This is a genomic window from Pseudomonas sp. W22_MBD1_FP4, from assembly GCF_052113765.1.
Classification (GTDB): Bacteria; Pseudomonadota; Gammaproteobacteria; order Pseudomonadales; family Pseudomonadaceae; genus Aquipseudomonas; species Aquipseudomonas sivasensis.
Window position 1 is genome coordinate 16,713 of the sequence record NZ_JBGQOI010000019.1, and the last position, 21,909, is coordinate 38,621.

The window sequence follows — 21,909 nt, forward strand, 5'->3', positions numbered from 1 at the left end:
AAACCAGTCATCAGGCGTGTATTAGAGCGCTTTTTACATTTTGAAAATTGTGTTTTTGCTGCGTATCAGGCCGATGTGTCGCGGTTTTTAACGGGCAATGCGCTTCTTGCTGAGGTTTCGCAAGGATAGCCCGGCAGGCGCGAGTGTCGATGGCCGGCGGCACAAGCCCACCGCCAACCCGACGATGATGATTGCAATCGAAATCAGGTTCGGCGTGGAAACGTGCTCACCGATGATCAACATCGAACTGCTGATCCCGAACACGGGAATCAGCAAAGACAGCGGCGCCACTGTGGACACGGGGTACAGTTTGAGCAGCGAGTTCCAGCCCCAGTAGGCAAAGTGCGTGGCCAGGTACACCTGGAACAGGATGGACAGTATCGCTGCCAGGTCGAGGCTGGCGTTCAAGCCTTCGAACGGGCTACTGCCGTGCATCCACCAGGCCATGAGGAACAGTGGAATCGGCGGAAACAGGCTGGCCCATACCATGAACGAGAAGATCTCCTTGACCCCGGACTTCTTGATGATGACGTTGCCCACGCTCCAGGCCAGCGCACTCAATACGATCAACATCACCCCAAGGACGGCGTGGTTGCCTTCCTGAGTGGAAATGATGCCCGCCAAGCCGCTGAGCGCCAGCAAGGCGCCGACGATCTGCGCCTTGCGGATGTTCTCCTTGAATAGTAAAAAACCCCAGCCCATGGTGAAGAACACGCTGAGTTGAATGATCAATGAAGCAATACCAGGGCTCACACCGATCTGGATCCCGTAGTTGATTACGCCCCACATGCCCAGCCCGAAGATAAAACCGTAGACGGCTACGTAGCTGAACTTGACGGCGGGGCGCTTGATGAAGAACACCAGGGGCAGGGCTGCCAAGGCAAAGCGGATGCCGGTAAGCACAAAGGGATCGACCGAGCGCAGGCCTAATTGGGTGATGGGGAAATTCACTCCCCACACCAGGGTGACAAGCACGGCTAGCGCCAAGTGTTTTTTCAGCATGGAATGTTCCCTAGGTCATGACGCTTCTTTAAGGGCGTTGATGTTAGGGGCAGTTCGATTGGCCCGCTTGCTATGTCAGGTCAACTTTTGACAAGATCGGGCCATGATTCCAGCCTTTGATTTTTCCAGCCCTGACGCCGTGGTGACGCTACGCGAATACCCCAATGGCACTGTTTTCGAGCGGCACACGCATGCGCGTGGGCAGTTCGCCTATGCCTCCACCGGTGCGTTGAAAATGTTCACCGACCTCGGCAATTGGGTGGTGCCGCCGCAGCGGGCGATTTGGGTGCCCGGTGGTGTGCCCCATGAAATGCAGATGCGCGGGGAGGTGGTGATGCTCAATACCTACCTGAACGCCGATGCTGTCCTGCGCGCGGGGTTGCAAGCGCGCTGTCAGGTGTTTGAAGTGTCGCCCTTGCTCAGGCATTTGCTGGAGGCGGCGCTGGCTATCGATCCCTCGATGCCACTCAATGTGAGGCATCGCTGCGTGCTGACGCTGCTGATTGATGAGATCGGCGCCATGCCTGAGGTGCCCCTCAGCGCGCCATTGCCTGGCGAACCACGGCTGGCGCGGGCCTGTCAGCGTTTCCTGGAGGCGCCCACGCAAAAAATCACCCTCGACGAGATGGCTGAGTGGTCGAACATGAGTCGACGCACGTTCACCCGCCATTTCCAGGAAAGCACGGGGATGACGTTTGTGTCCTGGCGCCAGCAGGTGTGCCTGCTGGAAGCCACTGCACGCCTAAGCCATGGCGCTTCCATCACCGAGGTGGCGCTCGGGTTGGGTTTCAGCAGCTCCAGTGCGTTCACGTCGGTGTTCCGGCGCAACCTGGGGGATTCTCCGGCGCGCTACCTGGCTAACTCAAAGGCTGGCGCGCAGTTCTGAGGCCTTTGCTGCTGCCACGTCGGTCAGGATTCACCTCCCTTGGGCCTTGCCTTTGTTACTATCGCCCACCCTTGTCACAAGGAGTCACCGCCCAATGCAACACCAGTGGGATGAAATGCACCGCACCCGCAAGCCCACATTCCTACTGTGTGGCGAGCCTCAGGGGGACGTGCTCAATCTCTATGTTCACGGTTATTCGGCGTTTTTCAACCGGCAACAGCTGGGCAATTTCAAGGCGCAGTTGGCGGGCATCGAAGGCTCCACCAACCTGATGCTGTTCTGGCCCGCGGGGCACTTCCTGGAAAACCTGTTTGCGCCTTTCAAGGACGTGATCGGCGCGATGCTCGGCGGCGGCAGTGTCGGCGCAGCGACCGTCGGTGTGGGCAAGGCGATTGCCTATTTCCTCGACCACTACAAAAGCGTCGAGGCGCGGGTGGACGAAGTGGCCAAGAGTTTGCTGCCGGAGCTGGCGGGTTACCTGCACGGTGAGTCGCTGAACGTGCGGCGTATCAACCTGATCGGCCATTCCCTGGGCGCGCGGATTCTGGTCAAGAGCCTCCTGGCCAGCCCTGAAACCGCGCGGGAACTGCCATTGGACAATCTACTGCTGATGGGCGGGGCGATCTGTACGTCGAGCCCGTGGGATGAGGTGTCGGCGCCACTCAAGGGCCGGCTGATCAACTGCCACTCCAGCAAGGATTGGGCGTTGGCCATTAAGCCGGACACCGAGCGCTGCATTGGTCGTTATGCAATTGAGGTGACGCCGGCACTCAAGGCCAAGATCACCAATGTGCACTTGGCTACCTTCGATCACGCCGCCTATTGGCCGCAATTGCAGACGGTGGTGCAGTACACCGACCTGTTGCACGAGCGACGCGGCATGATCCGCTCCGACCAGCGCAGCAGCGAGGTGCGCTTTGCCGAGGAGGATGTGGAACTGTTCCCAGCCTTGGTGCAGGCGCGGCCGGAGGAGTTGAAATTCCTCGCCGAACTGATGGCGCAAAAGCGCAGTGCATCGATTGATGCCAAGGTGCGCGAGCCGCTCAAACTAGCCATCGAGTTACAGCGCATGGGCGGCGATAGCTTTATGAATCTGGCTCGTGGGCATGGCGTAAGTTATCGCCAGATCGCCGAAGACGTGGCGCAGCGCCTGGGGATCAAGTTTGACGAGTCGCTTGAAACGGTTGCGCTGGCAGAGATCGAAACCCAGGTCGCGCAAAAGCTGATCGAGCAGTACAAGGACAAGCTCAGTAATACCGACCGGCAGGCCTTCGACGCGGAGCTCAAGGCGGCCGCGCAAAAAGAGCAGGGCCTGTTCAAGCGTTTCGACGTTGGGCGCTCGGCCACCACGGCTTTGAGCGGCACGGCGCTGGCGGGGCTGACCGGGTTTATCCTGCGTCGTGGGGCGGCCTCAGCGATTCCGGTGGTGGGGCAGGCACTGGCGGCCGCGATGCTGCTGGTGAGTGGTGTTCGGGCGTTTTCCGGTCCGGCGTATTCGATTACGACGCTGGCGGTGTTGGTGATCGGTGTGATTCGCCAGCGCATGGAGCGTGAGGCGCTGAACCAGGAGATGGACCTCGTGGTGCAGGTGGTGGAAGCGTTTGACCTGCCACGGGACACGGTGATGCGCACGGTCGCGTCCGACTGATAAGCTGCGCGCTGTCGAGTGTGTTTGCCTGGGATACCGCGTGAAATTCAGCCTGCCTAAAATTGCTACCGCCCCGTTCTGCCCGCCGGAAGTGGCGGGCTCTGTCGCCGTTGATCCCAAGGCGTCGTTCTTCAAACGTGCCCTCATGTTTGCCGGCCCTGGCCTGCTGATCTCCATTGGCTACATGGACCCGGGCAACTGGGCTACGGCCATCGAGGCCGGTTCGCGCTACGGCTACAGCCTGCTGTTTGTGGTGCTGCTGGCCAGCCTGGCGGGGATGGCGGTGCAGTGCCTGTGCTCGCGACTGGGCATCGCCACCGGCAAAGACCTGGCGCAACTATGCCGCGAGCGCTACAGCAAGCGCTCCGCCCGCACCCAATGGGCGTTGGCGGAAATCTCCATCATTGCCACCGACCTGGCCGAAGTGCTCGGCTGCGCCTTGGCGTTTCACCTCCTGCTGGGCGTTTCCCTGACGACCGGTATTGTGATCACGGCCTTTGACACGCTGCTGATCCTTGCCCTGCAAAACCGAGGCTTTCGCCGCTTGGAAGCGATCATGCTGGCGTTGGTGGCGACCATCGGGGTGTGTTTCTTTATCGAGCTGGTGTTGATCAAACCGTATTGGCCGGACGTCTTCAGCGGCTTCACGCCGTCACTGTCGGCCATCAGCGATGCCGCGCCGCTGTACCTAGCCATCGGCATTCTGGGCGCTACGGTGATGCCCCATAATCTCTACCTGCACAGCTCAATCGTGCAGACCCGCCTGATCGGTAAAGACCTGGCCAGCAAACAGGACGCGGTCAAGCTGGCGCGCATCGATACCATCGGCTCCCTGGCTCTGGCCCTGCTGGTTAATGCCGCCATCCTGGTACTCGCCGCCGCCGCATTCCACAAGACCGGCCACACCGACGTGGTGGAAATCCAGGATGCTTACCACCTGCTCGATCCGTTGGTGGGTGGCGCCTTTGCCAGCATCCTGTTCGGCGTCGCCTTGCTGGCGTCCGGGCAAAGCTCGACGTTTACCGGCACCATCGCCGGACAAGTGATCATGGAAGGCTACCTGAACCTGCGCATTCCCTGCTGGCAGCGGCGCCTGATTACCCGGGGGCTGGCGCTGATCCCGGCGTTTCTCGGGGTGTGGCTGATGGGTGACGATGCCATCGGCAAATTGCTGATCCTGAGCCAGGTGGTGCTGAGCCTGCAGCTGCCGTTTGCGCTGTATCCGCTGATTCGCATGACTGGCGACAAGCAACTGATGGGACCGTTTGTGAATAGCCTGCCCACCAGGGTGTTGGTGTGGTTTCTATTTGTGGTGATCAGTGGGGCGAATGCATGGTTGATTGGGCAATGGGTGTTTTGAGTCAGCGATCCCAATAAGGCACCGCCCCAAAACACTCCACAAAGTAATCAATCACGGTCCTCACCTTCAGCGACAAGCGCCGGCTCCCTGGCCACAACGCCGCAATTTGCTGCGGCTCCAGCGTGGTCGCCACTTCGTACTCCGTCAGCACCGCGTGCAACGTGCCGGCGCGCAAGCTTTCGCCGATCAACCAGGATGGAAACACCACCAGCCCCAGGCCTTGTTCGGCGGCGTGGGTGAGGGTGTCGGCGTGGTTGCCAGTGATCGGGCCTTTGACGCTGTAGGGCGTCCAGTCGCCCTGGTCGCGGCGGAAAAACCAGCGTTGTTGGCCGGTGATGCCCTTGTACGCCAGGCATTGGTGGTTGATCAGTTCATCGGGGTGCGAGGGCGTGCCGTGCTTCGCCAGGTAAGCAGGGCTGGCGGCGATGCGAAAGCGCTGGGGCGCGAAGATACGTGCCTGCATGCCGGAGTCGTTGAGCACGCCGATGCGAAATAGCAGGTCGGTGCCATCTTGCAGAGGGTCGACGTAGGTGTCGGTTTGCTGGATATCCAGTTGCAGCTTGGGGTAGCGGCGGCACAACTCGCCCAGCCAGGGTGAGAGGTGACGCTGGCCGAACACCATCGGCGCATTGATACGCACCAGGCCGCTGGGCTCGCTTTCCTGTTCCTGCAGGGCCTGGCCGGCGGCTTCCAGTTGTTCGAGCATCAGGCGCGCGTGCCGCCCTAGCAGGCGCCCAGCCTCGGTGGGGCTGACGGCGCGGGTGTGTCGATACAACAATTGTTGCCCCAGGGCCTGCTCCATTAACTGGATCTGCCGCGAGATCGAGGAGGGCGCCAGGCTTTCGCGGCGCGCCACTTCGGAGAAGCTGCCGTGGTCCAGCACTGCGACGAACAGGCGCAGCGCCTTGAAACTCAACTCGTTCAAACCCTGCATCATGGCTCCAGGCTGTGCGTTTTGCGCAAAGGTGTTGTTGGCATGCTCCCATTTATCGCACAGGACGGCCACTGGATAATGCGCGCCATTAATCCATTTGTTGATGCGCAGGTGATGTATGCAGGCCAGTTCTATCGAGGGTGTGGCGAACGCCACGCCGAAAAAAAACCTTCTGCGGTTGCTGTTGTTGCCGCTGGTGATCCTCGCCGGTATGGGCTTGTCGGTGGAGGCCGGTTTGCTCGGCCCATTGGGCGTGCAGGTGGGGCACCTGTGGGCGACGTTGAGCATCTTTGGTGTGGGCTCGGCGATTCTGTATTTGCTGCTGCTGTTCAGCGGTCCGCAAAAAGGCCCGGCGCTCACGGACTTGCCGCGCTGGCAGCTGATCGGCGGTTTTCTGGGGCCGATGTACGTGGTGGTACTGACCCTGGCCACGCCGCACATCGGTATTGCGATGACCATGATCGCGATTCTGTCAGGACAGGTGAGCAAGAGCGTTCTGATCGACCATTTCGGCTGGTTCGGCACGACGCGCAAGCGAGTCAATGGAGAGCGCTGGATCGCGCTGGCGTTGATTGTGGTGGCACTTGTTCTGATCGCACGAGGGTAAGACGATGAATCTGATTCTGTTGTTGGTACTGGTCATCGCGGCCGGTGCGGTATTGAGTGTGCAGGCGGCGATCAACGGTCGCCTGGGCCAGACAGTGGGTGTGTTGCGCAGCAGTTTGCTGACTTTTGCCGTAGGTGCGCTCACCACCGCGCTGTTGATTTTCTTCTTTGAACCGGCACAGGCGTTGAGCCTCTTGGACGTGCCTAAATGGCAGCTGACCGGCGCGCTGTTCGGCGTGGTGTACATGATGGTGATGGTCGGTGCGGTGCCGGTGGTCGGCACGGCGGTGGCCACGGTGGCGGTGATCACCGGGCAGTTGGGCATGGGCATGCTGATCGATAACTTCGGCTGGCTGGGCAACCCTGCCATCGAATTGTCGGGCGGTCGCATGCTGGCGATGGTGTGCCTGGCGCTGGCGCTGGTGTTCATGTATCGCAGCAATACGCGCACCGACTGATGGTTTGAACGATCTGCGTGAGCCGGCAGTCATTGCTTAAGGTGCCGGCGCTCGCCGTACCGAGACGACCATGATGAAGGAGTCTGACCATGCCAGATCAAACCTGTGCCTGCCCACACTGCAAATGTGTATTGGGTGTCGAAGCGGTGATGAAAGACGGTAAGGGCTATTGCTGCCAGGGCTGTGCCGAACACCATGCCCATGGTGAACCCTGTGCTGCGGCTACGGGCTGCGAGTGTGCCAAGTCGGCCGACGGTTGAATGCGGTGGGAGCGGTCAAAACCGTTCCCACATTTGATCTATTTGTTAGCTGCTATTGGGTTTCCAACTCCAGCCGGAGGCTATGGTCCGACAGGCGCTGCCGACCTCTGACCACCCCGCTGGTCCGCCGTCCCTCCAGGGCAAACACCACCGTTTTCGCTGCATGCAGATCATCCGGGAGCGGCTGAAACACCTTCAGTACGAGTCTGTCGGGTTTGCGCTGCACGCTCACTTGGCATTCCACATGCCTGGCCAGTGGGCCAAACAGGGTGTCCTGGGTGTAATCAATCCGAGCCTTGCCATTTACCTGGCCATATACATTCACGGGTATCTCTCCTTGATCAAGCCTGGGCGCGCGCGTCCGAGCGGCGCCATTGCACGTTGGTGATGCCGAATTTCTCGGCCTGAACCTGGCTGGTCTTCTTGACCTGCTCCCGGGCGAAACGGCCAATACGACCGACGCCGGCATCGCAGCTTGCCCAATGCCAAGCTTCGGCGGCATCGAGTTTTTCCAGGCGGATAATGAATGACTTGGCCTCGCCATGGAGGGTGTAATCGATCACAAACAGTTTTGCGTTATTCATCGGCCCATCAACCCTGGTGGTGTAAGCAAGTGATCGCCACGAGCGCCAAAAATTCACTCGGATTGTCGGGCGGTGGTCATTACCATGGTGGCTCATCCTAGACTGACGTACGTCCCATGGCCCTGGCCGCGCCACCTGACCTCAGTGATCACGCTGTCCCCGTGCAACCTCTGGCGCGTACTTACCCGCGTGGGTGGTATGTGGAACCCCACAGGCACGAGTGGGGCCAATTGCTTTACGCCATGAGCGGCGTGATGTGGGTCGAGACCCCACGCGAAGCCCTGGTGGTGCCGCCCCAGCGCGCGGTATGGCTGCCGCCGGGTGTCGAGCACGGGATTCGCGTAGTGTCGGATTTGCAGATGCGCAATATCTACCTGCGTCCTGCCTTGGCGGCGACGCTGGACAGCCAGGTGCAGGTGATTGAGGTCGGTGGGTTGCTGCGCGAGTTGATCGTCACGCTGGTGGAGGAGGGCGATAGCGGCGACGGTGCGTATTACGACGCGGTGGTCGGCCTGGCCCTGCTGGAGTTGCAGCGGGCGCGTCGCTCCCGGATCCGCATCGCCATGCCGGTTGAAGCCGACCGTCGACTGATCAGCGCGTGCCAGGCGGTCATGGCTGCGCCTTCCCTGGTGATCCCCTTCGAGCAGCATGCCGAGGTGGCCGGTGCCAGCGTGCGTACCCTGGCGCGGCTGTTCCAGAACCACCTGGGCATGGGGTTCGCCGAATGGCGCCGGCAAGTGCAACTCGCCACGGCGGTGGCGGAGTTGATCCAGGGCCAGTCGGTCAGCGGGATTGCGCGGTCCCTGGGTTATTCGCCGAGCAGCTTCAGCGACATGTTCCGCCGCGAACTCGGTGTGGCCCCTTCGCACTACACCGGCTGAGGTTTGGCCGAAATCCTGAAGCAGTTGGCCGATGCCAGCGGGAGGGGCTCCCTACACTGAGCCCACCAACCCACACGGCGCTGCCCCCATGAATTACTTGATTTCCCTCGCCATTGGCCTGTTTGTCGGCGTGATTTATGGTGCGCTGGATTTTCGCTCACCCGCGCCGCCGGCCATCGCGCTTGTCGGCCTGATGGGCATGTTGATCGGCGAAAAACTGTGGCCCATGGGGCGACAGTTGGTCAGTGCCTGGTTGTCCTGAAGTCTTTTTCTTTTCGATGGATGTACTGCCCATGAAAGCCCTGCAATTTTCCGCCACTGGCGATCTCAATGCCCTCAGCTTTATCGACGTTCCCACACCGGTGCCGGGCGCTGATGAAGTGTTGGTAAAAATCCAGGCTGCGGGCCTCAACCCCAGCGATGTAAAGAACGTGCTCGGTCGCTTCCCTTACACCACGCTGCCACGCATTCCTGGTCGCGATTTTGCTGGCGTGGTGGTTGAAGGCCCGCAGGCATTGGTGGGCCGGGAAGTCTGGGGCACCGGCCGCGATCTTGGTTTTTTTGCCGATGGCTCCCACGCTCAATACCTCACGGTGTCTGCCAAGGGCGTGGCCCATAAGCCTACGCATTTGAGCTTTGCCCAGGCGGCGAGCCTGGGTGTGCCGTACACCACCGCCTGGGATGCGCTGGAGCGCAGCGGTGTGGGCAAAGGCACGCGGTTGATGGTGATCGGCGCCAACGGTGCCGTGGGGAGTGCGGCGTTGGCCCTGGCGAAAATCCGTGGCGCCCGGGTGCTGGCGGCGGTGCGCAGGGTTGAGCAGGTCGAGGTTTTGCAAGCGCAAGGTTTCGAGGCGATTAGCCTCGCTAAACCGCAGGACTTGGGTTCGCAAGTGAATGCCGTGTTCGCAGGCGGCGCCGACGTAATCTTCGACACCACTGGTTTCTGGCTGCCTGCCGCCGTGGCGGGTCTGGCGGCTTTTGGCCGTATCGCGATCATTGCTGCGCCCGTGGACGGTCATGTGCAATTGCCGGCTCTGGCGCTGTACCGCAAGGGAGGTTCGGTGGTGGGGATCAATTCATTGCTCTACAGCTGCGAGCAGTGCGCGGTGATGCTGGAGCAGTTCGGGCGCTTTTTTGATGAGGGCCTGCTGCCGCTGCCGGTCGGCCTGCGCGAAGTGGCGCTGGCCGAAGGGACGCAGTGCTACGAAGACGTGAACCAGGGTAGTGCAGACAAAATCATCTTTCTGCCCTGATACGGTCCCGTAGGCGCCGGCTTACCGGCGATTGGCCCTAAGCACGCCATCGCCGGCACAGGGATCGTCACGCGTCGGGAACACCTTTTTCCCAGGCTGACCAGTTGTTGAGGATTGCCTGCACCAGCGGATTGCCCGTGCGGTACAGGTTTTCCAGCGCCGGCACGAACCCGCCCTGGTCCGCATAGTTGAGCAGGTTATCCACCTCGCTGTAGCCAGGGTAAGGCCGGTCGAAGTCGGAACCTGCTCGCACAACGGCCAGGCGCTGAATATCCACCAAACCCTCGCGACTGGCGCGCAGCAGGGCCTCATAGGTGGAGTTATCTTCCTGCTGGGTGGTGCAGTATTCGCCTTTGTTATCCGTGAGCAGTTTGGTCCAGACCTCGGCGCGTTCGCTCAGGCGCGTGCCGGAGAACCACGTGTTGCCCGCCAGGGTGTCGCAGCGGGTGACTTGCGGCGGCTGGTTGGCCGGGGCGGCGGGGTAGTGCTTGCGCCAGGCCGTCGACTCTTTGCTTTCCGTCAGCTCGACTTTCTGCGACAGGGCAAACGCCTTGGCTTGCAGCTTGGGGTTGAGCTCAAACACTTCGGTCTTGTAGTCCAGCGGCGGTTTTTCGTTGGGGCCTTTGGTGTTGATGCCGATGTAGCCGGTCGGCCAGTCCTTGGGCGCATCGCGCGAATCCAGTTCCCACTGCGTACCAAACTCCACCAGGTAATGCGCCCAGGCAGCGGTGCCGATGGTGCCGTGCTTGGGGCTGATGCCGGCGATCCCGGCAATCAGAAAGTAGCTCTGGCGCAGGTCGAACTTGGGCGACAACGCCAGGGCCAGGGTGGAGGCGGCAGCGTTGGTCTGGCCCATGCCGGTGACGAGCAGGCAAACGTCCTGGGTGTTGCAGCGGATCACCGGGTATTCGGCGGACAGGCCCGGCACGCGCACTTCTTGCTTGAGTTGCAGGCGGTCGATCCAGGTTTGTGCCTCGGGCGCGAACATGGTGATCAGCATCACTTTGGGTTTGATCGGTGCCGGGGTATCTGCCAGCACCAGGTGCGGCAACAGGGCCATGCCGATGGCCATCGATAGACGGGTAAACGTGTTCATCTCATGCTCCTTGATCAGAATTGGTAGCCGACACCGGCGTAGTAGCCCCAGCCATCGGAGCGGGCGCGGAAGTTGCCTTCGCCGAAATTCAACTCGCTGCCATCTTCCCAGTTGCCGCCGTTATGGAAGTAGCGCCCGACCAGGGTGAAGCGCAGGTGGGTGAACGAGTACAGCAGCACGTTGGTCGCCACCATGGAATTGGCGGTGCGCGCCGGGTTGTCCTTGTGCAGGTTGGAGCCGAAATCGTAGTTGGTGAAGCCGATGTAGGTCAGCGAAGCGCCGTTGTCGAACTTGCCGATGGGCACGATGTACTTCATCTGGGCGCGATAGCCGTCCCAGGAATACTCATTGCTGGCACCGTAGTTTTCCCACTGGTAGCGCCCATAGAAGTTAGCCGACAGGTTGACCCGCGAGTGGGTGTCGATGTCGGTGCCCAGGCCGCTGTACAGGGTGTTGGCGCGGTTTTCCTTGTTGCTGCCGTGGTCGTAGATCCAGTCGAACGCCACGTACCATTCCTTGAACGGCCCGATGGCCAGGCTGCGACCGGCCAGGTAGTCGATGGAGATGCGCGGCTCATGCTCCATGAACACCGGCGAGCCGTGGTCCCATGCGCCTTTGTCGTTGCTGTTGCCAATGCCGAGGATCTTCGGCACGTCGATGTAGCCATACAGCTCGAAGGGCCCTTTGCGGCCGAAGTACTCGTATTCCAGGTAAATGTCATCGGACGGCTTGGGGCCGAAGCTGATGTCTTTGCTGCCGATCAGCGTCAGGTCCTGGTTGAACCATTGCGACAGGTAAGGGCCTTTATTCGATTGTGTGGCTTCAGGGCTGAGGGTTTCGCCCTGTGCTGAGTCATTGGCAGGTGTTTCCTGCGCCAAAATGGGTGTGCTGAGTACTCCCGTAACGGCGGCCAGTAGCAAGGAAACACCAAAGCAGGCGCGAGGCCTTGAGGTGAGGTGCATTGAAAGTCCCTATTCGTACGCGGTTTGAACCCGATTGCTCAGGTAAGGGGGAACTTGGTGGTCAAGTTCGTACCGCAAACGTTTGCACAGGCTGTACCAACTTTGCCCAATGGCTTGAATGGCCTAGGAAAAAGACAAATTAGTCGACCTTTTGATCAGAAATGACTGGGTGTCATTTTTTCAATGGGATTGAACAGATGCATCGCGGTGTCGCGGCGATATTCGCTCGGCGTCTGGTTCATCTCGATGCGAAAGTGCCGGTTGAAATTGGACAGGTTGGCGTAGCCCACTTCAAAGCAGATATCCGCCACCGACCGTTCACTGTGCAGCAACAACCGGCACGCGCGCTGCACGCGAAATTTGCGCATCAGGTCGATAAAACCGTGGCCGGTGTTGCGTTTGAAGAACCGCGAGAATCCCGGTTCGCTCATCTCCAGTTGCTGTGCGATGACCGACAGGCGCACGTCGCCAGTGAGTTCGCGCATCAGGTAGTCGAAGGCCTTGTTGATGCGTTCAGCGCTGCGGGCATCCAGCGTGGGCGCGTAGCAGGGGCTGGCCAGTGCCTTGACTTGGATGGGCGGCGCGTTTTTCAAGGTGTCGAGCAATTGCAGGAACAGGATCAGCCGTTGCAGGCCATGGGCACTACCGATGGCTTCCAGCAGGTGCGCAGCCTTTGCGGCGCTGTCACCGGTGAACTCCAGGCCGCGCCGGGCCTGTTCGAACAGCGGCTGCAAATCCCCGAGTTCCGGCAAGGTATTGCGCAGGGCGAGCAGGGCGGCGCCATCGAATTGCAGCACCACATCGCGCCCGCTCAAGTGTTCGCCGGGGGCCAGTTCGCCTATCCAGTCGTGGGGCAGGTCCGGGCCGATCAATGCGACATGGCCGGCGCTGAATGCACCGATATAGTCGCCCGCAACCAGCTTGCCGGTGCCTTGGCGGATCAGGTGGATTTCAAATTCGGGATGGTGGTTCCAGCGCGCCAGATCATAGGGGTAATCGTGTTCGAACCAACGAAAGCAGTGGTCGGGTTCGGGCAAGATCACTTCGAGTTCGGCGGGGCGGTGCTCGAACAGTTCGGCGCGGCTGACGGGCATGGTGCTGCCTCTTGTGCGTTGGATTACACCAAAATACGCGGGTTTGCACGGGGCAGGCTACCCCCGCTTTCGCCCGGCACTGATACTTTTTTGATCCTGGATGTGCGGTTAAAAAAGTATCAGCCGCGCATTCGCCAGGCGTTTGTGAGGGCTTGGCCAAGCTGCTGTAATCGGTGCTCAACAACAAAAACAACAGGTGGAAACCGCCATGTTAACGCTTCCCAAAGCACTGTTACTGCTGTCCGGCCTGGCTATGGCTATACCCGGCCATGCGGCCGACACCGTGACCATCGCCACGGTCAACAACAGCGACATGATCCGCATGCAGCGCCTGTCCAAGGTGTTCGAAGAGCAGCACCCGGGTATCAAACTCAACTGGGTAGTGCTTGAAGAAAACGTTCTGCGCCAACGTCTCACCACCGATATCGCCACCCAGGGCGGGCAGTTCGATGTGCTGACCATCGGCACCTACGAAACCCCGTTGTGGGGCGCCAAACAATGGCTGGAACCGTTGACCGAGCTGCCGGCCGATTACGACGCCGACGATATCTTCCCCTCAGTGCGCCAGGGCCTGTCGGTCAATAACACTCTCTACGCCTTGCCGTTCTACGGCGAAAGCACCGTCACCTACTACCGCACTGACCTGTTCAAGAGCGCCGGCCTGAGCATGCCCGCGCATCCCACCTGGACCCAACTCGGCGAGTTCGCCGCCAAACTCACCGCCAAGGACAAGGGTCAGTACGGCATGTGCCTGCGGGGCAAGGCCGGCTGGGGGGAGAACATCGCGCTGTTGAGTACCATGGCCAACGCCTTTGGTGCGCGCTGGTTCGACGAACAATGGAAGCCCGAGCTGACCAGCCCCGAATGGACCGCCGCCGCCAACTTCTACGTCAATACCCTCAAGCAATACGGCCCGCCAGGCGTGTCGAGCAACGGGTTCAACGAGACCTTGGCGCTGTTCAACAGTGGTAAGTGCGCGATCTGGGTCGACGCCAGCGTCGCCGGTTCCTTCACCACCGATACCAGCCAGAGCAAGGTTGCCGACAGCGTCGGTTTCGCCGCCGCGCCTACTGAGGTGACCGACAAAGGTTCATCCTGGCTCTACGCCTGGTCCCTGGCGATCCCGGCCACTTCCAAGCACAAGGACGCCGCCAAGGCCTTTATCACCTGGGCCACTTCCAAGGACTACATCCAACTGGTCGCCGATAAAGAGGGCATCACCAACGTACCGCCGGGCACGCGCCAATCCACTTACAACGAGGCTTACCTCAAGGCCGCGCCGTTTGCCCAGGTGACGCTGGAGATGATGAAACACGCCGACCCCGCCCATCCTTCAGCCAAACCGGTGCCGTACGTGGGCATCCAATACGTGACCATCCCCGAGTTCCAGGCCATCGGCACCTCGGTCGGCAAGCTGTTTTCAGCGGCGCTTACCGGCGGCATGACGGTTGATCAGGCCTTGTTGCAGGCGCAGTCCACCACCGAGCGCGAAATGAAACGCGCCGGCTATCCCAAGTAACCTTGACGGACAACACCCATGAAACGACTGGAAGGTAAAAGCGCGCTGATCACTGGATCGGCGCGCGGGATTGGCCGCGCGTTTGCCCTGGCCTACATCAATGAAGGCGCGACGGTTGCCATTGCCGACATCAACCTGCAACGCGCCCAGCAAACTGCCGCCGAGCTGGGCCCTCAGGCCTACGCGGTCGCGATGGATGTCACTGACCAAGCCTCCATCGATGGCGCGATTGCCGCCGTGGTTGCCCATGTCGGGAAGCTGGATATCCTGGTCAACAACGCAGCGCTGTTCGACCTGGCGCCCATCGTCGACATCACCCGCGACAGCTTCGAGCGGCTGTTCGCGATCAATGTCGCCGGCACGCTGTTCACCTTGCAGGCCGCGGCCCGGCAAATGATCCGCCAGGGCCACGGCGGCAAAATCATCAACATGGCCAGCCAGGCCGGGCGGCGCGGTGAGGCATTGGTGGCGGTGTACTGCGCGACCAAGGCAGCGGTGATCAGCCTTACGCAATCGGCGGGGCTGAACCTGATCAAGCAAGGGATCAACGTCAACGCCATTGCACCCGGTGTGGTCGACGGTGAGCATTGGGATGGGGTGGATGCGCTGTTCGCCAAGCATGAAGGGCTGGCGCCTGGCGAGAAGAAACGGCGGGTGGGGGCAGAGGTGCCGTTTGGGCGGATGGGTACGGCTGAAGACCTCACCGGAATGGCAATCTTCCTGGCGTCGAAGGAGGCTGATTATGTGGTGGCCCAGACCTACAACGTCGACGGCGGCAATTGGATGAGCTAAAGCCATACCCCAATCAAAACTGGGGGAGGGGGCTTGCTCCCGATAGCGGAGGATCAGTCACTTTATTTGCGGACTGTCACACTGCTATCGGGAGCAAGCCCCCTCCCACATTTGAACCTCATCGCGCTTGAAAAGGGTGCTTAGTCGGCAAAACTGCGATCAAAGAAGTAAACCGCCCCAGGCTTCAAGTTTTCCACCGTCGCCTGGGGCCTGCCGCCCTCGCCATGCTTCTTGCGCCCCGTCTCGCGCAAATATCCCGCCTCCGTCAGCTTCAACAAGCGCTGGCGAATACTGGTCTTGAGCACCGGCCGCTCCAGCACCAGGGAAAAGATCGTGGTTGCCTCCGGCGCGCTGAACTCATTGCCCAGGAACATCAGCGGCAAGCTGCTGTACAGCGACTTGGAGAACAACCGCTCCTGCACGGCCGCGACGATGCTGTTGTGATCGAACGGCAACTTGATGCTGCCGTCCGCCACCGCCCTCAACCCAAACCAGCCTTGATGCTCCCCCAGCTGCACCTCATCCGCGACGATCGCCAAGTAGTACGTTGATGACGACCAGCAACGCGGGTCGCGAAACGCATCGCCCACCGTGCCGACTTGCTCGCTCCAGGCCAGCTCCAGACCGACCTTGTCGCTGGTTCGCAAGCGTTCCACCGCATCCTGGAGGCTCAGATCTTGCACGTCGCCATTCACCACCACGCCCGGCAACGCCCAATGCCCGGCGAAGGGCTCGGCGTCGCGCTTGTTCAGCAACAGTTTCAGTTCCCCGGTTGCGCGGCAGTAAAAAAGCACGCAGAGGTCGACGGTGTGGAGGTAGGCGCTAAGTGGCATATGAAATCCTTCTGAACGGCGAAGAGGGCTCAGTCTAACGGATCGAAAAGATATGTCATGTGCTTGAAGGCGAATAGATAAATAAATGTTTCTTGCAATGAAAGTACATGACGTGTACTTTTGTTTCCAGGCCACAGGAGAACAGCCATGACCCTTGCGAAAACTGCCCTTGCTTCTTTCGATGTCGATCCTCAGAAGAGCTTCACGCCGCTGTGCCCCAACGAATTGCCTGTGGCCGGTGGTGACCAGATCGGTGCCGAACTCAACTACATGGCCAGCCTCGCCGGCTATCGCGTCGGCAGCAAGGACGCCCACACCCCGCAAGCACCCTGGGTGGTCGCGCAGCCCAGCGAGATGCTGAAACCCACCGGCCTGACTCACGCCGACCTCACATGGGTCAGCCACTGCGTACCGGGCACTGAAGGTTTCACGTTGCTCGACGAACTGCCCACGCCCTATGACTACGACTACTTCATCTGGAAAGGCGTCGAGCCCGACCTGCACCCCTACGGTGCTTGCTACCACGACCTGCACGACAAGCTGTCCACCGGAGTCATCGAGTACCTCAAGGCTCAAGGTGTCACCCGTGTGATCGTTGGCGGCCTGGCCCTGGACTACTGCGTCAAAACCACCGCACTGCAATTGCTCAAGGCCGGCCTGGAAGTCGTGCTGCACCTGCCGGCGTGCCGCGGTATCAGCGAGGAGGGCGGGGTACAGGCTATCAATGAGTTGCTCAAGGCTGGTGCCGGCATCAGCCGCACCCGCGAAGAACTGGCCGCGATGGCCACGCGTTAAGGAGATTTACCATGGAAAGTGCCTACGACTACGACGCCCCGGTCATCCAGGGCCTGCTCGACACCGACTACTACACCTTCACCATGATGCAGGCGGTGTTGCACCAGTACCCCAACGTCGATGTGGAATACAACTTCATCGTCCGCTCCAAGGAAAAACTCGGCCACTTGATCCCGCAGTTGCGCGCTGAGTTGGACAAACTCGCCAGCCTGCAGGTGCGTGAAGGCGAGCTGCGCTTTCTGTTCAACCCACGCTTTCGCGAGTACCTCACCCCGGACTACGAGCGCTTCCTGGGCCTGTTCCGCTTCAACCTGCGTTATATCCACGTCAGCGAAGTCGATGGCCAATTGAACATCCGCGTGGTCGGCCCGATGCTGCACTGCATCATGTTCGAACAGCCGGTGCTCGCGTTGATCAGCGAACTGCGCAACCGCGACAAATACCCGGATGTGACCCTGGAAGACGTCACCCGCAAGCTGTACCAGAAGTTCGACTGGCTGGAGAAAAACCTCAGCCGCGACGAGTTGGCCGACCTGCGCGTCTCCGACTTCTCGACCCGTCGGCGTCTGTCCTTCAAGGCCCAGCGCGAAGTGGTGGACATCATGCGCCGCGACTTCCCCGGCCAGTTCGTTGGCACCAGCAACGCGCACCTGGCGTATGAATTCGACTTGCCGCTGATCGGCACCATGGCCCACCAATGGCTGATGGTGCACCAGCAATTGGGGCGCTTGCGCGAAAGCCAGAACGCCGCCCTGGAGAACTGGGTGCATGAATACCGTGGCCGTCTCGGCATCGCCTTGACCGACTGCATCAGCACCGACTTTTTCCTCAAGGACTTCGACCTGTACTTCGCCAAGCTCTACGACGGCCTGCGCCAGGACTCCGGTGACCCCATCGCCTGGGCCGACAAGGTGCTGGCTCGCTACAAACAACTGGGCATCGACCCGATGACCAAGGACCTGATGTTTTCCGACGGCCTGAACTTCGAAAAATGCCTGCCGATCCTGCGGCACATTCGTGGCAAGGCCAAGTTCGGTTTCGGCATGGGCACCAGCCTGGCTTGCGATGTGGACGGCGTCGAACCGCTGAGCATCGTTATGAAGCTGGTACGGGTGCACGGCGAACCGGTGGTGAAGTTCTCCGATGACCCGGTGAAGAACGTCTGCGAAGACCCCTCGTTTTTGCAGTACGCAGCGAAGGTATTCAATGTCGGCAACGTGGAGGTGTGACATGCAAGACCGTATCGCGCAGGAACTGAATATCAACCGGCAACTGGTGAAGGGCGGTGAGGCCAGGGAAATCCAACGGCGCATCGATTTCATCAAGACCACGTTGCGCCAGTCTGGCTGCAAAGCCCTGGTGCTGGGCATCAGCGGTGGCGTGGACTCCCTGACCGCCGGCCGCCTGTGCCAGTTGGCGGTTGAGCAACTGCGGGCTGAGGATTACGCCGCGCGCTTTATCGCCATGCGCCTGCCCTACAAGACCCAGGCCGATGAGCGCGACGCCCAGGCCTCGCTGGATTTCATCACTCCGGACCACATCGACACCCTGAACATCGCCGCCAGCGTCGACGGCCTGATGGCCAGCCTCACCGCCACCGACGCCAGCGCCGCACAAGTGGACTTCATCAAAGGCAACGTCAAGGCCCGCACCCGCATGATCGCGCAGTATGCCGTGGCCAACTTGCACAATGGCCTGGTGGTCGGCACCGACCATGGCGCCGAAGCTCTGATGGGGTTTTTCACCAAGTTCGGTGACGGCGCCTGCGACCTGGCGCCATTGTCCGGCCTGACCAAAACCCAGGTGCGCCTGTTGGCTAGTGCCCTTGGGGCACCGACGAACCTGGTGCACAAACACCCCACAGCCGACCTCGAAGAACTGGCGCCGGGCAAGCTGGATGAACAGGCTTATGGCTGCACGTACGAAGAGATCGATGCGTACCTGATGGGCGAGCCGGTGAGTGAGCGGGTGCGGGACATCGTTGAATCGGCCTATCTCAAGACCGCACACAAGCGTGCGCTGCCGGTTGCGCCATAGCCTTTGTCGTGAGCGGGGCGAGCTTGCTCACGACAAAAAAACAGTTGCCCATTCAGGTTGCCCACTGTTCGACGCCATGCCTCGATAAACCGCAGGAACATTGGATCCACATGCGGTATAAACCTCGGACGCTTTAGTTCTTCGAGGCCCCGTTTCTCATGCAAAGCCCTTCGCAACGCCCGCTGTGGCAGGTCTATCTGATCTTTCTGGCACCGATGGTGCTGTCCAACTTCCTGCAGAGTTTTTCCGGCACGCTCAACGGCATTTATGTCGGGCAGATGCTCGGCACTCAGGCCCTGGCGGCGGTGTCGGGGATGTTTCCCATCGTGTTTTTCTTTATCGCACTGGTGATCGGCCTGGGGGCGGGTGCGTCGGTGTTGATCGGGCAGGCCTGGGGTGCCCAGGAAACCGCGATGGTCAAGTCGATTACCGGCGCGACGCTGACCCTTGGCGCGCTGGTGGGCTTGATCGCGGCGGTGTTGGGCCGTCTGTTTGCGCGCCCGGCGTTGCAGGCATTGGGCACGCCGGTTGACGTGCTCGACGACGCAGTCGGCTATGCCCAGATGATGATGCTGATCATGCCGCTGTTACTGGTGTTCATCCTTTATACCCAGTTGCTGCGGGGCGTCAGCGATACGATTTCGCCCTTGCTCGCGTTGATGGTCTCTACCCTGGTCGGCCTGTTGCTGACCCCTGCACTGATTCGCGGCTGGATCGGCCTGCCGCCCTTGGGCATCCAGAGCGCGGTGTACGCGGGCCTGGTGGGAAATGCCTCGGCGATGCTGTTTCTGGTCCTGCGCCTGCGCCATAAAAACCACGTGATGGCGCCGGATCGCGAACTGCTCGCGGCCTTGCGCCTGGACCGCGTCATCCTCGGTAAAGTCCTGCGTATCGGCCTGCCCACCGGCTTGCAGATGGTGGTGCTGTCGCTCTCGGAGCTGGTCATCCTGGCGTTGGTCAATAGCCATGGTTCCCAGGCCACGGCGGCCTATGGGGCGGTGACGCAGATCGTCAACTACGTGCAGTTTCCGGCCCTGTCGATTGCCATCACTGCCTCGATCCTCGGCGCCCAGGCGATTGGCGCCGGGCGCTTGGAACGCATCGGGCCGATTCTGCGTACCGGGTTGCTGATCAACACCTGTCTCACCGGTGGCCTGATCGTGCTGGGCTACTTGTTATCCCACTGGTTGCTCGGGCTGTTCATCACCGATGACGCCGCACGCGTGAATGCCGAGCACCTGCTGCACATCATGTTGTGGAGCATCCTCGTGTTCGGCTTCCAGGCCGTGATCGGCGGGATCATGCGTGCCAGCGGCGTGGTGCTGATGCCGGTGGCGATCTCGATCTTCTGCGTGCTGTGCGTGGAGTTGCCGATGGCGTACCTGCTGAATGCGCACTTCGGCCTGGAAGGCGTTTGGATGGCGTTTCCGGTGACGTACCTGGCGATGCTGGGGTTGCAGACCGCGTATTACCGGTTGGTGTGGCGGCATAAACAGATCAAGCGGTTGGTGTGATAAAAGGATGCGCAATTTAAGGACAGAAGGCGTTTAAGTCATGGCAAACCCCTACGCCGAGTTATTCCAAGTCCCTGGCGCCCGGGCTTTTGTATTGGCCGGCATGCTGGCGCGTATGCCGGTGTCCATGACCGGTATCGGCATTATCACCATGCTTTCCCAGGTGCATGGCGGCTACGGCCTGGCAGGCTCGGTGGCGGCGGTATTCGCGTTGGCTACGGCGATTTGCGCGCCACAGGTATCACGGCTGGTGGACCGCTACAGCCAAGGCCGGGTGCTGCCGATTGCCGCGTTGATCGGTGGCGGGGCGCTGCTGATGCTGTTGCTGTGCACGCGGTTGCAGGCGCCGACCTGGACGCTTTTCCTGTCCGCCGCCTTGGCCGGTTGCATGCCGAACATGTCGGCGATGGTGCGGGCCCGTTGGACCGAGTTGTACCGAGGCCAGCCCAAGCTGCAAACCGCTTTTGCCCTGGAGTCGGTGCTGGATGAGGTGTGCTTTATCGTCGGCCCGCCGATTTCGGTGGGCTTGAGTGTGGTGCTATTCCCCGAAGCCGGGCCGCTGGTGGCCGCGTTGTTGCTGGCGGTGGGCGTCACCACGTTCGTCCTGCAACGAGCGACCGAACCCCCGGTGCATGAGCACCACGATCACCATGCCGGCTGGCTGATCGCGTCACCGTCGGTATTGATCCTGATGATCCTCTTGCTGGCCATGGGGGTGATCGTGGGTGTGGTGGATGTGGTCAGCGTGGCGTTTGCCCAACACCAGGGTCAGCCGGCGGCGGCGAGTATTGTGCTGTCGGTGTACGCCATCGGTTCATGCCTGGCGGGACTCGCCTTTGGCACTTTCAAGCTCAAGGCGCCGCTGCCGCGCCAGTTTCTGTTCTGCGGCGTGGCCACGGCGTTGACCACCTTGCCGTTGCTGCTGGTCACCAACATTCCAGGCCTGGCGGTGGCGATCTTTATCTCCGGCCTGTTCTTTGCCCCGACCCTGATCGTGTCTATGGCGCTGGTGGAGCGGATCGTCCCCGCCAGCCGCCTGACCGAAGGCATGACGTGGCTGATCACCGGCCTCAGCATCGGCGTGGCCATTGGTGCCGCCAGTTCCGGTTGGATGATCGACCACTTTGGCGCCGCCAGCGGGTTCTGGGTGGCGTTGGCGGCGGGCGCGGTGGTGTTGGGCTCAGCGGTGTTGGGGTATCGGCGGTTGGGTTGATCAACCCGTCGCTGGGCATGCCTCTGTGCTGTGATGTTGCAGGAATGCGTTCAGCGCCTTGATGAACAGGATCTTGCCGAACAGGCAGTTGTCTTCAAGGCTGGCCTCTATGGAGCCGTTGCAGGCTTTTCGTTTGAGTTGGTTGTTCACGTAATCAGTTCTCCTGAACGCAATGGTTCGAT

The 21,909-nt window shown here is 60.8% G+C and carries 24 protein-coding genes and 1 pseudogene; 16 read left to right on the forward strand and 9 right to left on the reverse strand.

Annotated elements, in window-relative coordinates:
* Nucleotides 1–87: 87 nt before the first annotated feature.
* Nucleotides 88–1,002 carry an EamA family transporter gene (locus ACEN2T_RS22260; RefSeq protein WP_442117551.1) on the reverse strand — a complete coding sequence of 305 codons (915 nt, stop codon included), beginning with the start codon at nucleotides 1,000–1,002 and terminating at the stop codon, nucleotides 88–90.
* 103 nt (nucleotides 1,003–1,105) lie between these two features.
* On the opposite strand from ACEN2T_RS22260, the gene ACEN2T_RS22265 reads away from it, so the two are divergent.
* From ACEN2T_RS22265 to ACEN2T_RS22275, 3 genes are all read left to right on the forward strand, one after another.
* Complete coding sequence (locus ACEN2T_RS22265; RefSeq protein ID WP_032885362.1) at nucleotides 1,106–1,888, forward strand: AraC family transcriptional regulator; 783 nt, start codon at nucleotides 1,106–1,108, stop codon at nucleotides 1,886–1,888.
* Between the two features lie 94 nt (nucleotides 1,889–1,982).
* Nucleotides 1,983–3,536: a DUF726 domain-containing protein gene (locus ACEN2T_RS22270; RefSeq protein ID WP_442117552.1), complete on the forward strand. Its 1,554-nt coding sequence runs from the start codon at nucleotides 1,983–1,985 to the stop codon at nucleotides 3,534–3,536.
* Between the two features lie 40 nt (nucleotides 3,537–3,576).
* Nucleotides 3,577–4,896: an Nramp family divalent metal transporter gene (locus ACEN2T_RS22275; protein WP_032885360.1), complete on the forward strand. Its 1,320-nt coding sequence runs from the start codon at nucleotides 3,577–3,579 to the stop codon at nucleotides 4,894–4,896.
* 1 nt (nucleotide 4,897) lies between these two features.
* On the opposite strand, the gene ACEN2T_RS22280 is transcribed toward ACEN2T_RS22275, so the two are convergent.
* Nucleotides 4,898–5,830: a LysR family transcriptional regulator gene (locus ACEN2T_RS22280; protein ID WP_095186030.1), complete on the reverse strand. Its 933-nt coding sequence runs from the start codon at nucleotides 5,828–5,830 to the stop codon at nucleotides 4,898–4,900.
* A gap of 118 nt (nucleotides 5,831–5,948) precedes the next feature.
* Between ACEN2T_RS22280 and ACEN2T_RS22285 the strand changes: the two genes are divergently transcribed.
* The 3 genes from ACEN2T_RS22285 to ACEN2T_RS22295 all read left to right on the forward strand — a co-directional run bounded on the left by ACEN2T_RS22285 (nucleotide 5,949) and on the right by ACEN2T_RS22295 (nucleotide 7,154).
* Nucleotides 5,949–6,437: a DMT family transporter gene (locus tag ACEN2T_RS22285; RefSeq protein ID WP_442117553.1), complete on the forward strand. Its 489-nt coding sequence runs from the start codon at nucleotides 5,949–5,951 to the stop codon at nucleotides 6,435–6,437.
* A 4-nt stretch (nucleotides 6,438–6,441) separates the two neighbouring features.
* Nucleotides 6,442–6,894, forward strand: a complete 453-nt coding sequence (locus ACEN2T_RS22290) for a DMT family transporter (RefSeq protein WP_032885358.1) — start codon at nucleotides 6,442–6,444, stop codon at nucleotides 6,892–6,894.
* 89 nt (nucleotides 6,895–6,983) lie between these two features.
* A complete protein-coding gene (locus ACEN2T_RS22295) occupies nucleotides 6,984–7,154 on the forward strand; it encodes a metallothionein (RefSeq protein WP_081797628.1) in 171 nt (56 codons plus the stop codon).
* A gap of 52 nt (nucleotides 7,155–7,206) precedes the next feature.
* Here the strand turns inward: ACEN2T_RS22295 and ACEN2T_RS22300 are convergent, their stop codons facing one another.
* Nucleotides 7,207–7,479: a hypothetical protein gene (locus ACEN2T_RS22300; RefSeq protein WP_442117554.1), complete on the reverse strand. Its 273-nt coding sequence runs from the start codon at nucleotides 7,477–7,479 to the stop codon at nucleotides 7,207–7,209.
* Between the two features lie 16 nt (nucleotides 7,480–7,495).
* Nucleotides 7,496–7,738 (reverse strand): DUF6555 family protein, encoded by a 243-nt coding sequence (locus ACEN2T_RS22305; RefSeq protein ID WP_032885356.1) that lies wholly within the window; start codon nucleotides 7,736–7,738, stop codon nucleotides 7,496–7,498.
* Nucleotides 7,739–7,854: 116 nt separating this feature from the next.
* Here ACEN2T_RS22305 and ACEN2T_RS22310 point away from each other — a divergent pair, with 116 nt between their 5' ends.
* The 3 genes from ACEN2T_RS22310 (at nucleotide 7,855) to ACEN2T_RS22320 (ending at nucleotide 9,872) form a co-directional block, all read left to right on the forward strand.
* A complete protein-coding gene (locus ACEN2T_RS22310; RefSeq protein ID WP_095185980.1) occupies nucleotides 7,855–8,619 on the forward strand; it encodes an AraC family transcriptional regulator in 765 nt (254 codons plus the stop codon).
* 88 nt (nucleotides 8,620–8,707) lie between these two features.
* Nucleotides 8,708–8,881, forward strand: coding sequence for a DUF1427 family protein (locus ACEN2T_RS22315; protein ID WP_081797626.1), 174 nt, complete (start codon nucleotides 8,708–8,710; stop codon nucleotides 8,879–8,881).
* Nucleotides 8,882–8,912: 31 nt separating this feature from the next.
* Nucleotides 8,913–9,872, forward strand: coding sequence for a quinone oxidoreductase family protein (locus ACEN2T_RS22320; RefSeq protein WP_122681445.1), 960 nt, complete (start codon nucleotides 8,913–8,915; stop codon nucleotides 9,870–9,872).
* Nucleotides 9,873–9,939: 67 nt separating this feature from the next.
* On the opposite strand, the gene ACEN2T_RS22325 is transcribed toward ACEN2T_RS22320, so the two are convergent.
* The 3 genes from ACEN2T_RS22325 to ACEN2T_RS22335 form a co-directional block, all read right to left on the reverse strand.
* Complete coding sequence (locus ACEN2T_RS22325) at nucleotides 9,940–10,968, reverse strand: purine-nucleoside phosphorylase (RefSeq protein WP_122681444.1); 1,029 nt, start codon at nucleotides 10,966–10,968, stop codon at nucleotides 9,940–9,942.
* Nucleotides 10,969–10,982: 14 nt separating this feature from the next.
* Nucleotides 10,983–11,930, reverse strand: a complete 948-nt coding sequence (locus ACEN2T_RS22330; protein ID WP_032885352.1) for a nucleoside-specific channel-forming protein Tsx — start codon at nucleotides 11,928–11,930, stop codon at nucleotides 10,983–10,985.
* 155 nt (nucleotides 11,931–12,085) lie between these two features.
* Nucleotides 12,086–13,024: an AraC family transcriptional regulator gene (locus ACEN2T_RS22335; protein WP_095185977.1), complete on the reverse strand. Its 939-nt coding sequence runs from the start codon at nucleotides 13,022–13,024 to the stop codon at nucleotides 12,086–12,088.
* Nucleotides 13,025–13,277: 253 nt separating this feature from the next.
* Here ACEN2T_RS22335 and ACEN2T_RS22340 point away from each other — a divergent pair, with 253 nt between their 5' ends.
* Nucleotides 13,278–14,543, forward strand: coding sequence for an ABC transporter substrate-binding protein (locus ACEN2T_RS22340; RefSeq protein ID WP_371854025.1), 1,266 nt, complete (start codon nucleotides 13,278–13,280; stop codon nucleotides 14,541–14,543).
* 18 nt (nucleotides 14,544–14,561) lie between these two features.
* Nucleotides 14,562–15,335, forward strand: coding sequence for an L-iditol 2-dehydrogenase (locus ACEN2T_RS22345; protein ID WP_032885349.1), 774 nt, complete (start codon nucleotides 14,562–14,564; stop codon nucleotides 15,333–15,335).
* 140 nt (nucleotides 15,336–15,475) lie between these two features.
* Here ACEN2T_RS22345 and ACEN2T_RS22350 read toward each other — a convergent pair whose 3' ends face one another.
* Nucleotides 15,476–16,168 carry an NUDIX hydrolase gene (locus ACEN2T_RS22350; protein ID WP_442117555.1) on the reverse strand — a complete coding sequence of 231 codons (693 nt, stop codon included), beginning with the start codon at nucleotides 16,166–16,168 and terminating at the stop codon, nucleotides 15,476–15,478.
* Nucleotides 16,169–16,315: 147 nt separating this feature from the next.
* On the opposite strand from ACEN2T_RS22350, the gene ACEN2T_RS22355 reads away from it, so the two are divergent.
* From ACEN2T_RS22355 to ACEN2T_RS22375, 5 genes are all read left to right on the forward strand, one after another.
* Nucleotides 16,316–16,963, forward strand: coding sequence for a nicotinamidase (locus ACEN2T_RS22355; RefSeq protein WP_442117556.1), 648 nt, complete (start codon nucleotides 16,316–16,318; stop codon nucleotides 16,961–16,963).
* Nucleotides 16,964–16,974: 11 nt separating this feature from the next.
* Nucleotides 16,975–18,192, forward strand: coding sequence for a nicotinate phosphoribosyltransferase (gene pncB, locus ACEN2T_RS22360; RefSeq protein WP_442117557.1), 1,218 nt, complete (start codon nucleotides 16,975–16,977; stop codon nucleotides 18,190–18,192).
* Between the two features lies 1 nt (nucleotide 18,193).
* Nucleotides 18,194–19,000 carry an ammonia-dependent NAD(+) synthetase gene (gene nadE / locus ACEN2T_RS22365; RefSeq protein ID WP_442117558.1) on the forward strand — a complete coding sequence of 269 codons (807 nt, stop codon included), beginning with the start codon at nucleotides 18,194–18,196 and terminating at the stop codon, nucleotides 18,998–19,000.
* 158 nt (nucleotides 19,001–19,158) lie between these two features.
* The gene (locus ACEN2T_RS22370) at nucleotides 19,159–20,514 is read left to right on the forward strand and encodes an MATE family efflux transporter (RefSeq protein ID WP_442117559.1); all 1,356 of its coding nucleotides are present in this window, start codon (nucleotides 19,159–19,161) and stop codon (nucleotides 20,512–20,514) included.
* Between the two features lie 40 nt (nucleotides 20,515–20,554).
* Entirely contained in the window at nucleotides 20,555–21,727 is a 1,173-nt protein-coding gene (locus ACEN2T_RS22375; RefSeq protein ID WP_442117560.1) for an MFS transporter, read from the forward strand.
* A 42-nt stretch (nucleotides 21,728–21,769) separates the two neighbouring features.
* Here ACEN2T_RS22375 and ACEN2T_RS22380 read toward each other — a convergent pair.
* A pseudogene (locus tag ACEN2T_RS22380) lies at nucleotides 21,770–21,877 on the reverse strand (type II toxin-antitoxin system HicB family antitoxin); the annotation flags it as partial.
* Between the last annotated feature and the right edge of the window lie 32 nt (nucleotides 21,878–21,909).

Bases quoted from the DNA above. Each gene is read 5' to 3' on its own strand.
- ACEN2T_RS22315 (WP_081797626.1), top strand. From the start codon at position 8,708: ATGAATTACTTGATTTCCCTCGCCATTGGCCTGTTTGTCGGCGTGATT.
- ACEN2T_RS22340 (WP_371854025.1), top strand. From the start codon at position 13,278: ATGGCTATACCCGGCCATGCGGCCGACACCGTGACCATCGCCACGGTC.
- ACEN2T_RS22270 (WP_442117552.1), top strand. From the start codon at position 1,983: ATGCAACACCAGTGGGATGAAATGCACCGCACCCGCAAGCCCACATTC.
- ACEN2T_RS22285 (WP_442117553.1), top strand. From the start codon at position 5,949: ATGCAGGCCAGTTCTATCGAGGGTGTGGCGAACGCCACGCCGAAAAAA.
- ACEN2T_RS22290 (WP_032885358.1), top strand. From the start codon at position 6,442: ATGAATCTGATTCTGTTGTTGGTACTGGTCATCGCGGCCGGTGCGGTA.
- ACEN2T_RS22345 (WP_032885349.1), top strand. From the start codon at position 14,562: ATGAAACGACTGGAAGGTAAAAGCGCGCTGATCACTGGATCGGCGCGC.
- ACEN2T_RS22335 (WP_095185977.1), bottom strand. From the start codon at position 13,024: ATGCCCGTCAGCCGCGCCGAACTGTTCGAGCACCGCCCCGCCGAACTC.
- ACEN2T_RS22320 (WP_122681445.1), top strand. From the start codon at position 8,913: ATGAAAGCCCTGCAATTTTCCGCCACTGGCGATCTCAATGCCCTCAGC.
- ACEN2T_RS22280 (WP_095186030.1), bottom strand. From the start codon at position 5,830: ATGCAGGGTTTGAACGAGTTGAGTTTCAAGGCGCTGCGCCTGTTCGTC.
- ACEN2T_RS22350 (WP_442117555.1), bottom strand. From the start codon at position 16,168: ATGCCACTTAGCGCCTACCTCCACACCGTCGACCTCTGCGTGCTTTTT.
- ACEN2T_RS22265 (WP_032885362.1), top strand. From the start codon at position 1,106: ATGATTCCAGCCTTTGATTTTTCCAGCCCTGACGCCGTGGTGACGCTA.
- ACEN2T_RS22330 (WP_032885352.1), bottom strand. From the start codon at position 11,930: ATGCACCTCACCTCAAGGCCTCGCGCCTGCTTTGGTGTTTCCTTGCTA.
- ACEN2T_RS22355 (WP_442117556.1), top strand. From the start codon at position 16,316: ATGACCCTTGCGAAAACTGCCCTTGCTTCTTTCGATGTCGATCCTCAG.
- ACEN2T_RS22325 (WP_122681444.1), bottom strand. From the start codon at position 10,968: ATGAACACGTTTACCCGTCTATCGATGGCCATCGGCATGGCCCTGTTG.
- ACEN2T_RS22295 (WP_081797628.1), top strand. From the start codon at position 6,984: ATGCCAGATCAAACCTGTGCCTGCCCACACTGCAAATGTGTATTGGGT.
- nadE (WP_442117558.1), top strand. From the start codon at position 18,194: ATGCAAGACCGTATCGCGCAGGAACTGAATATCAACCGGCAACTGGTG.
- ACEN2T_RS22310 (WP_095185980.1), top strand. From the start codon at position 7,855: ATGGCCCTGGCCGCGCCACCTGACCTCAGTGATCACGCTGTCCCCGTG.
- ACEN2T_RS22260 (WP_442117551.1), bottom strand. From the start codon at position 1,002: ATGCTGAAAAAACACTTGGCGCTAGCCGTGCTTGTCACCCTGGTGTGG.
- ACEN2T_RS22305 (WP_032885356.1), bottom strand. From the start codon at position 7,738: ATGAATAACGCAAAACTGTTTGTGATCGATTACACCCTCCATGGCGAG.
- ACEN2T_RS22370 (WP_442117559.1), top strand. From the start codon at position 19,159: ATGCAAAGCCCTTCGCAACGCCCGCTGTGGCAGGTCTATCTGATCTTT.
- ACEN2T_RS22375 (WP_442117560.1), top strand. From the start codon at position 20,555: ATGGCAAACCCCTACGCCGAGTTATTCCAAGTCCCTGGCGCCCGGGCT.
- pncB (WP_442117557.1), top strand. From the start codon at position 16,975: ATGGAAAGTGCCTACGACTACGACGCCCCGGTCATCCAGGGCCTGCTC.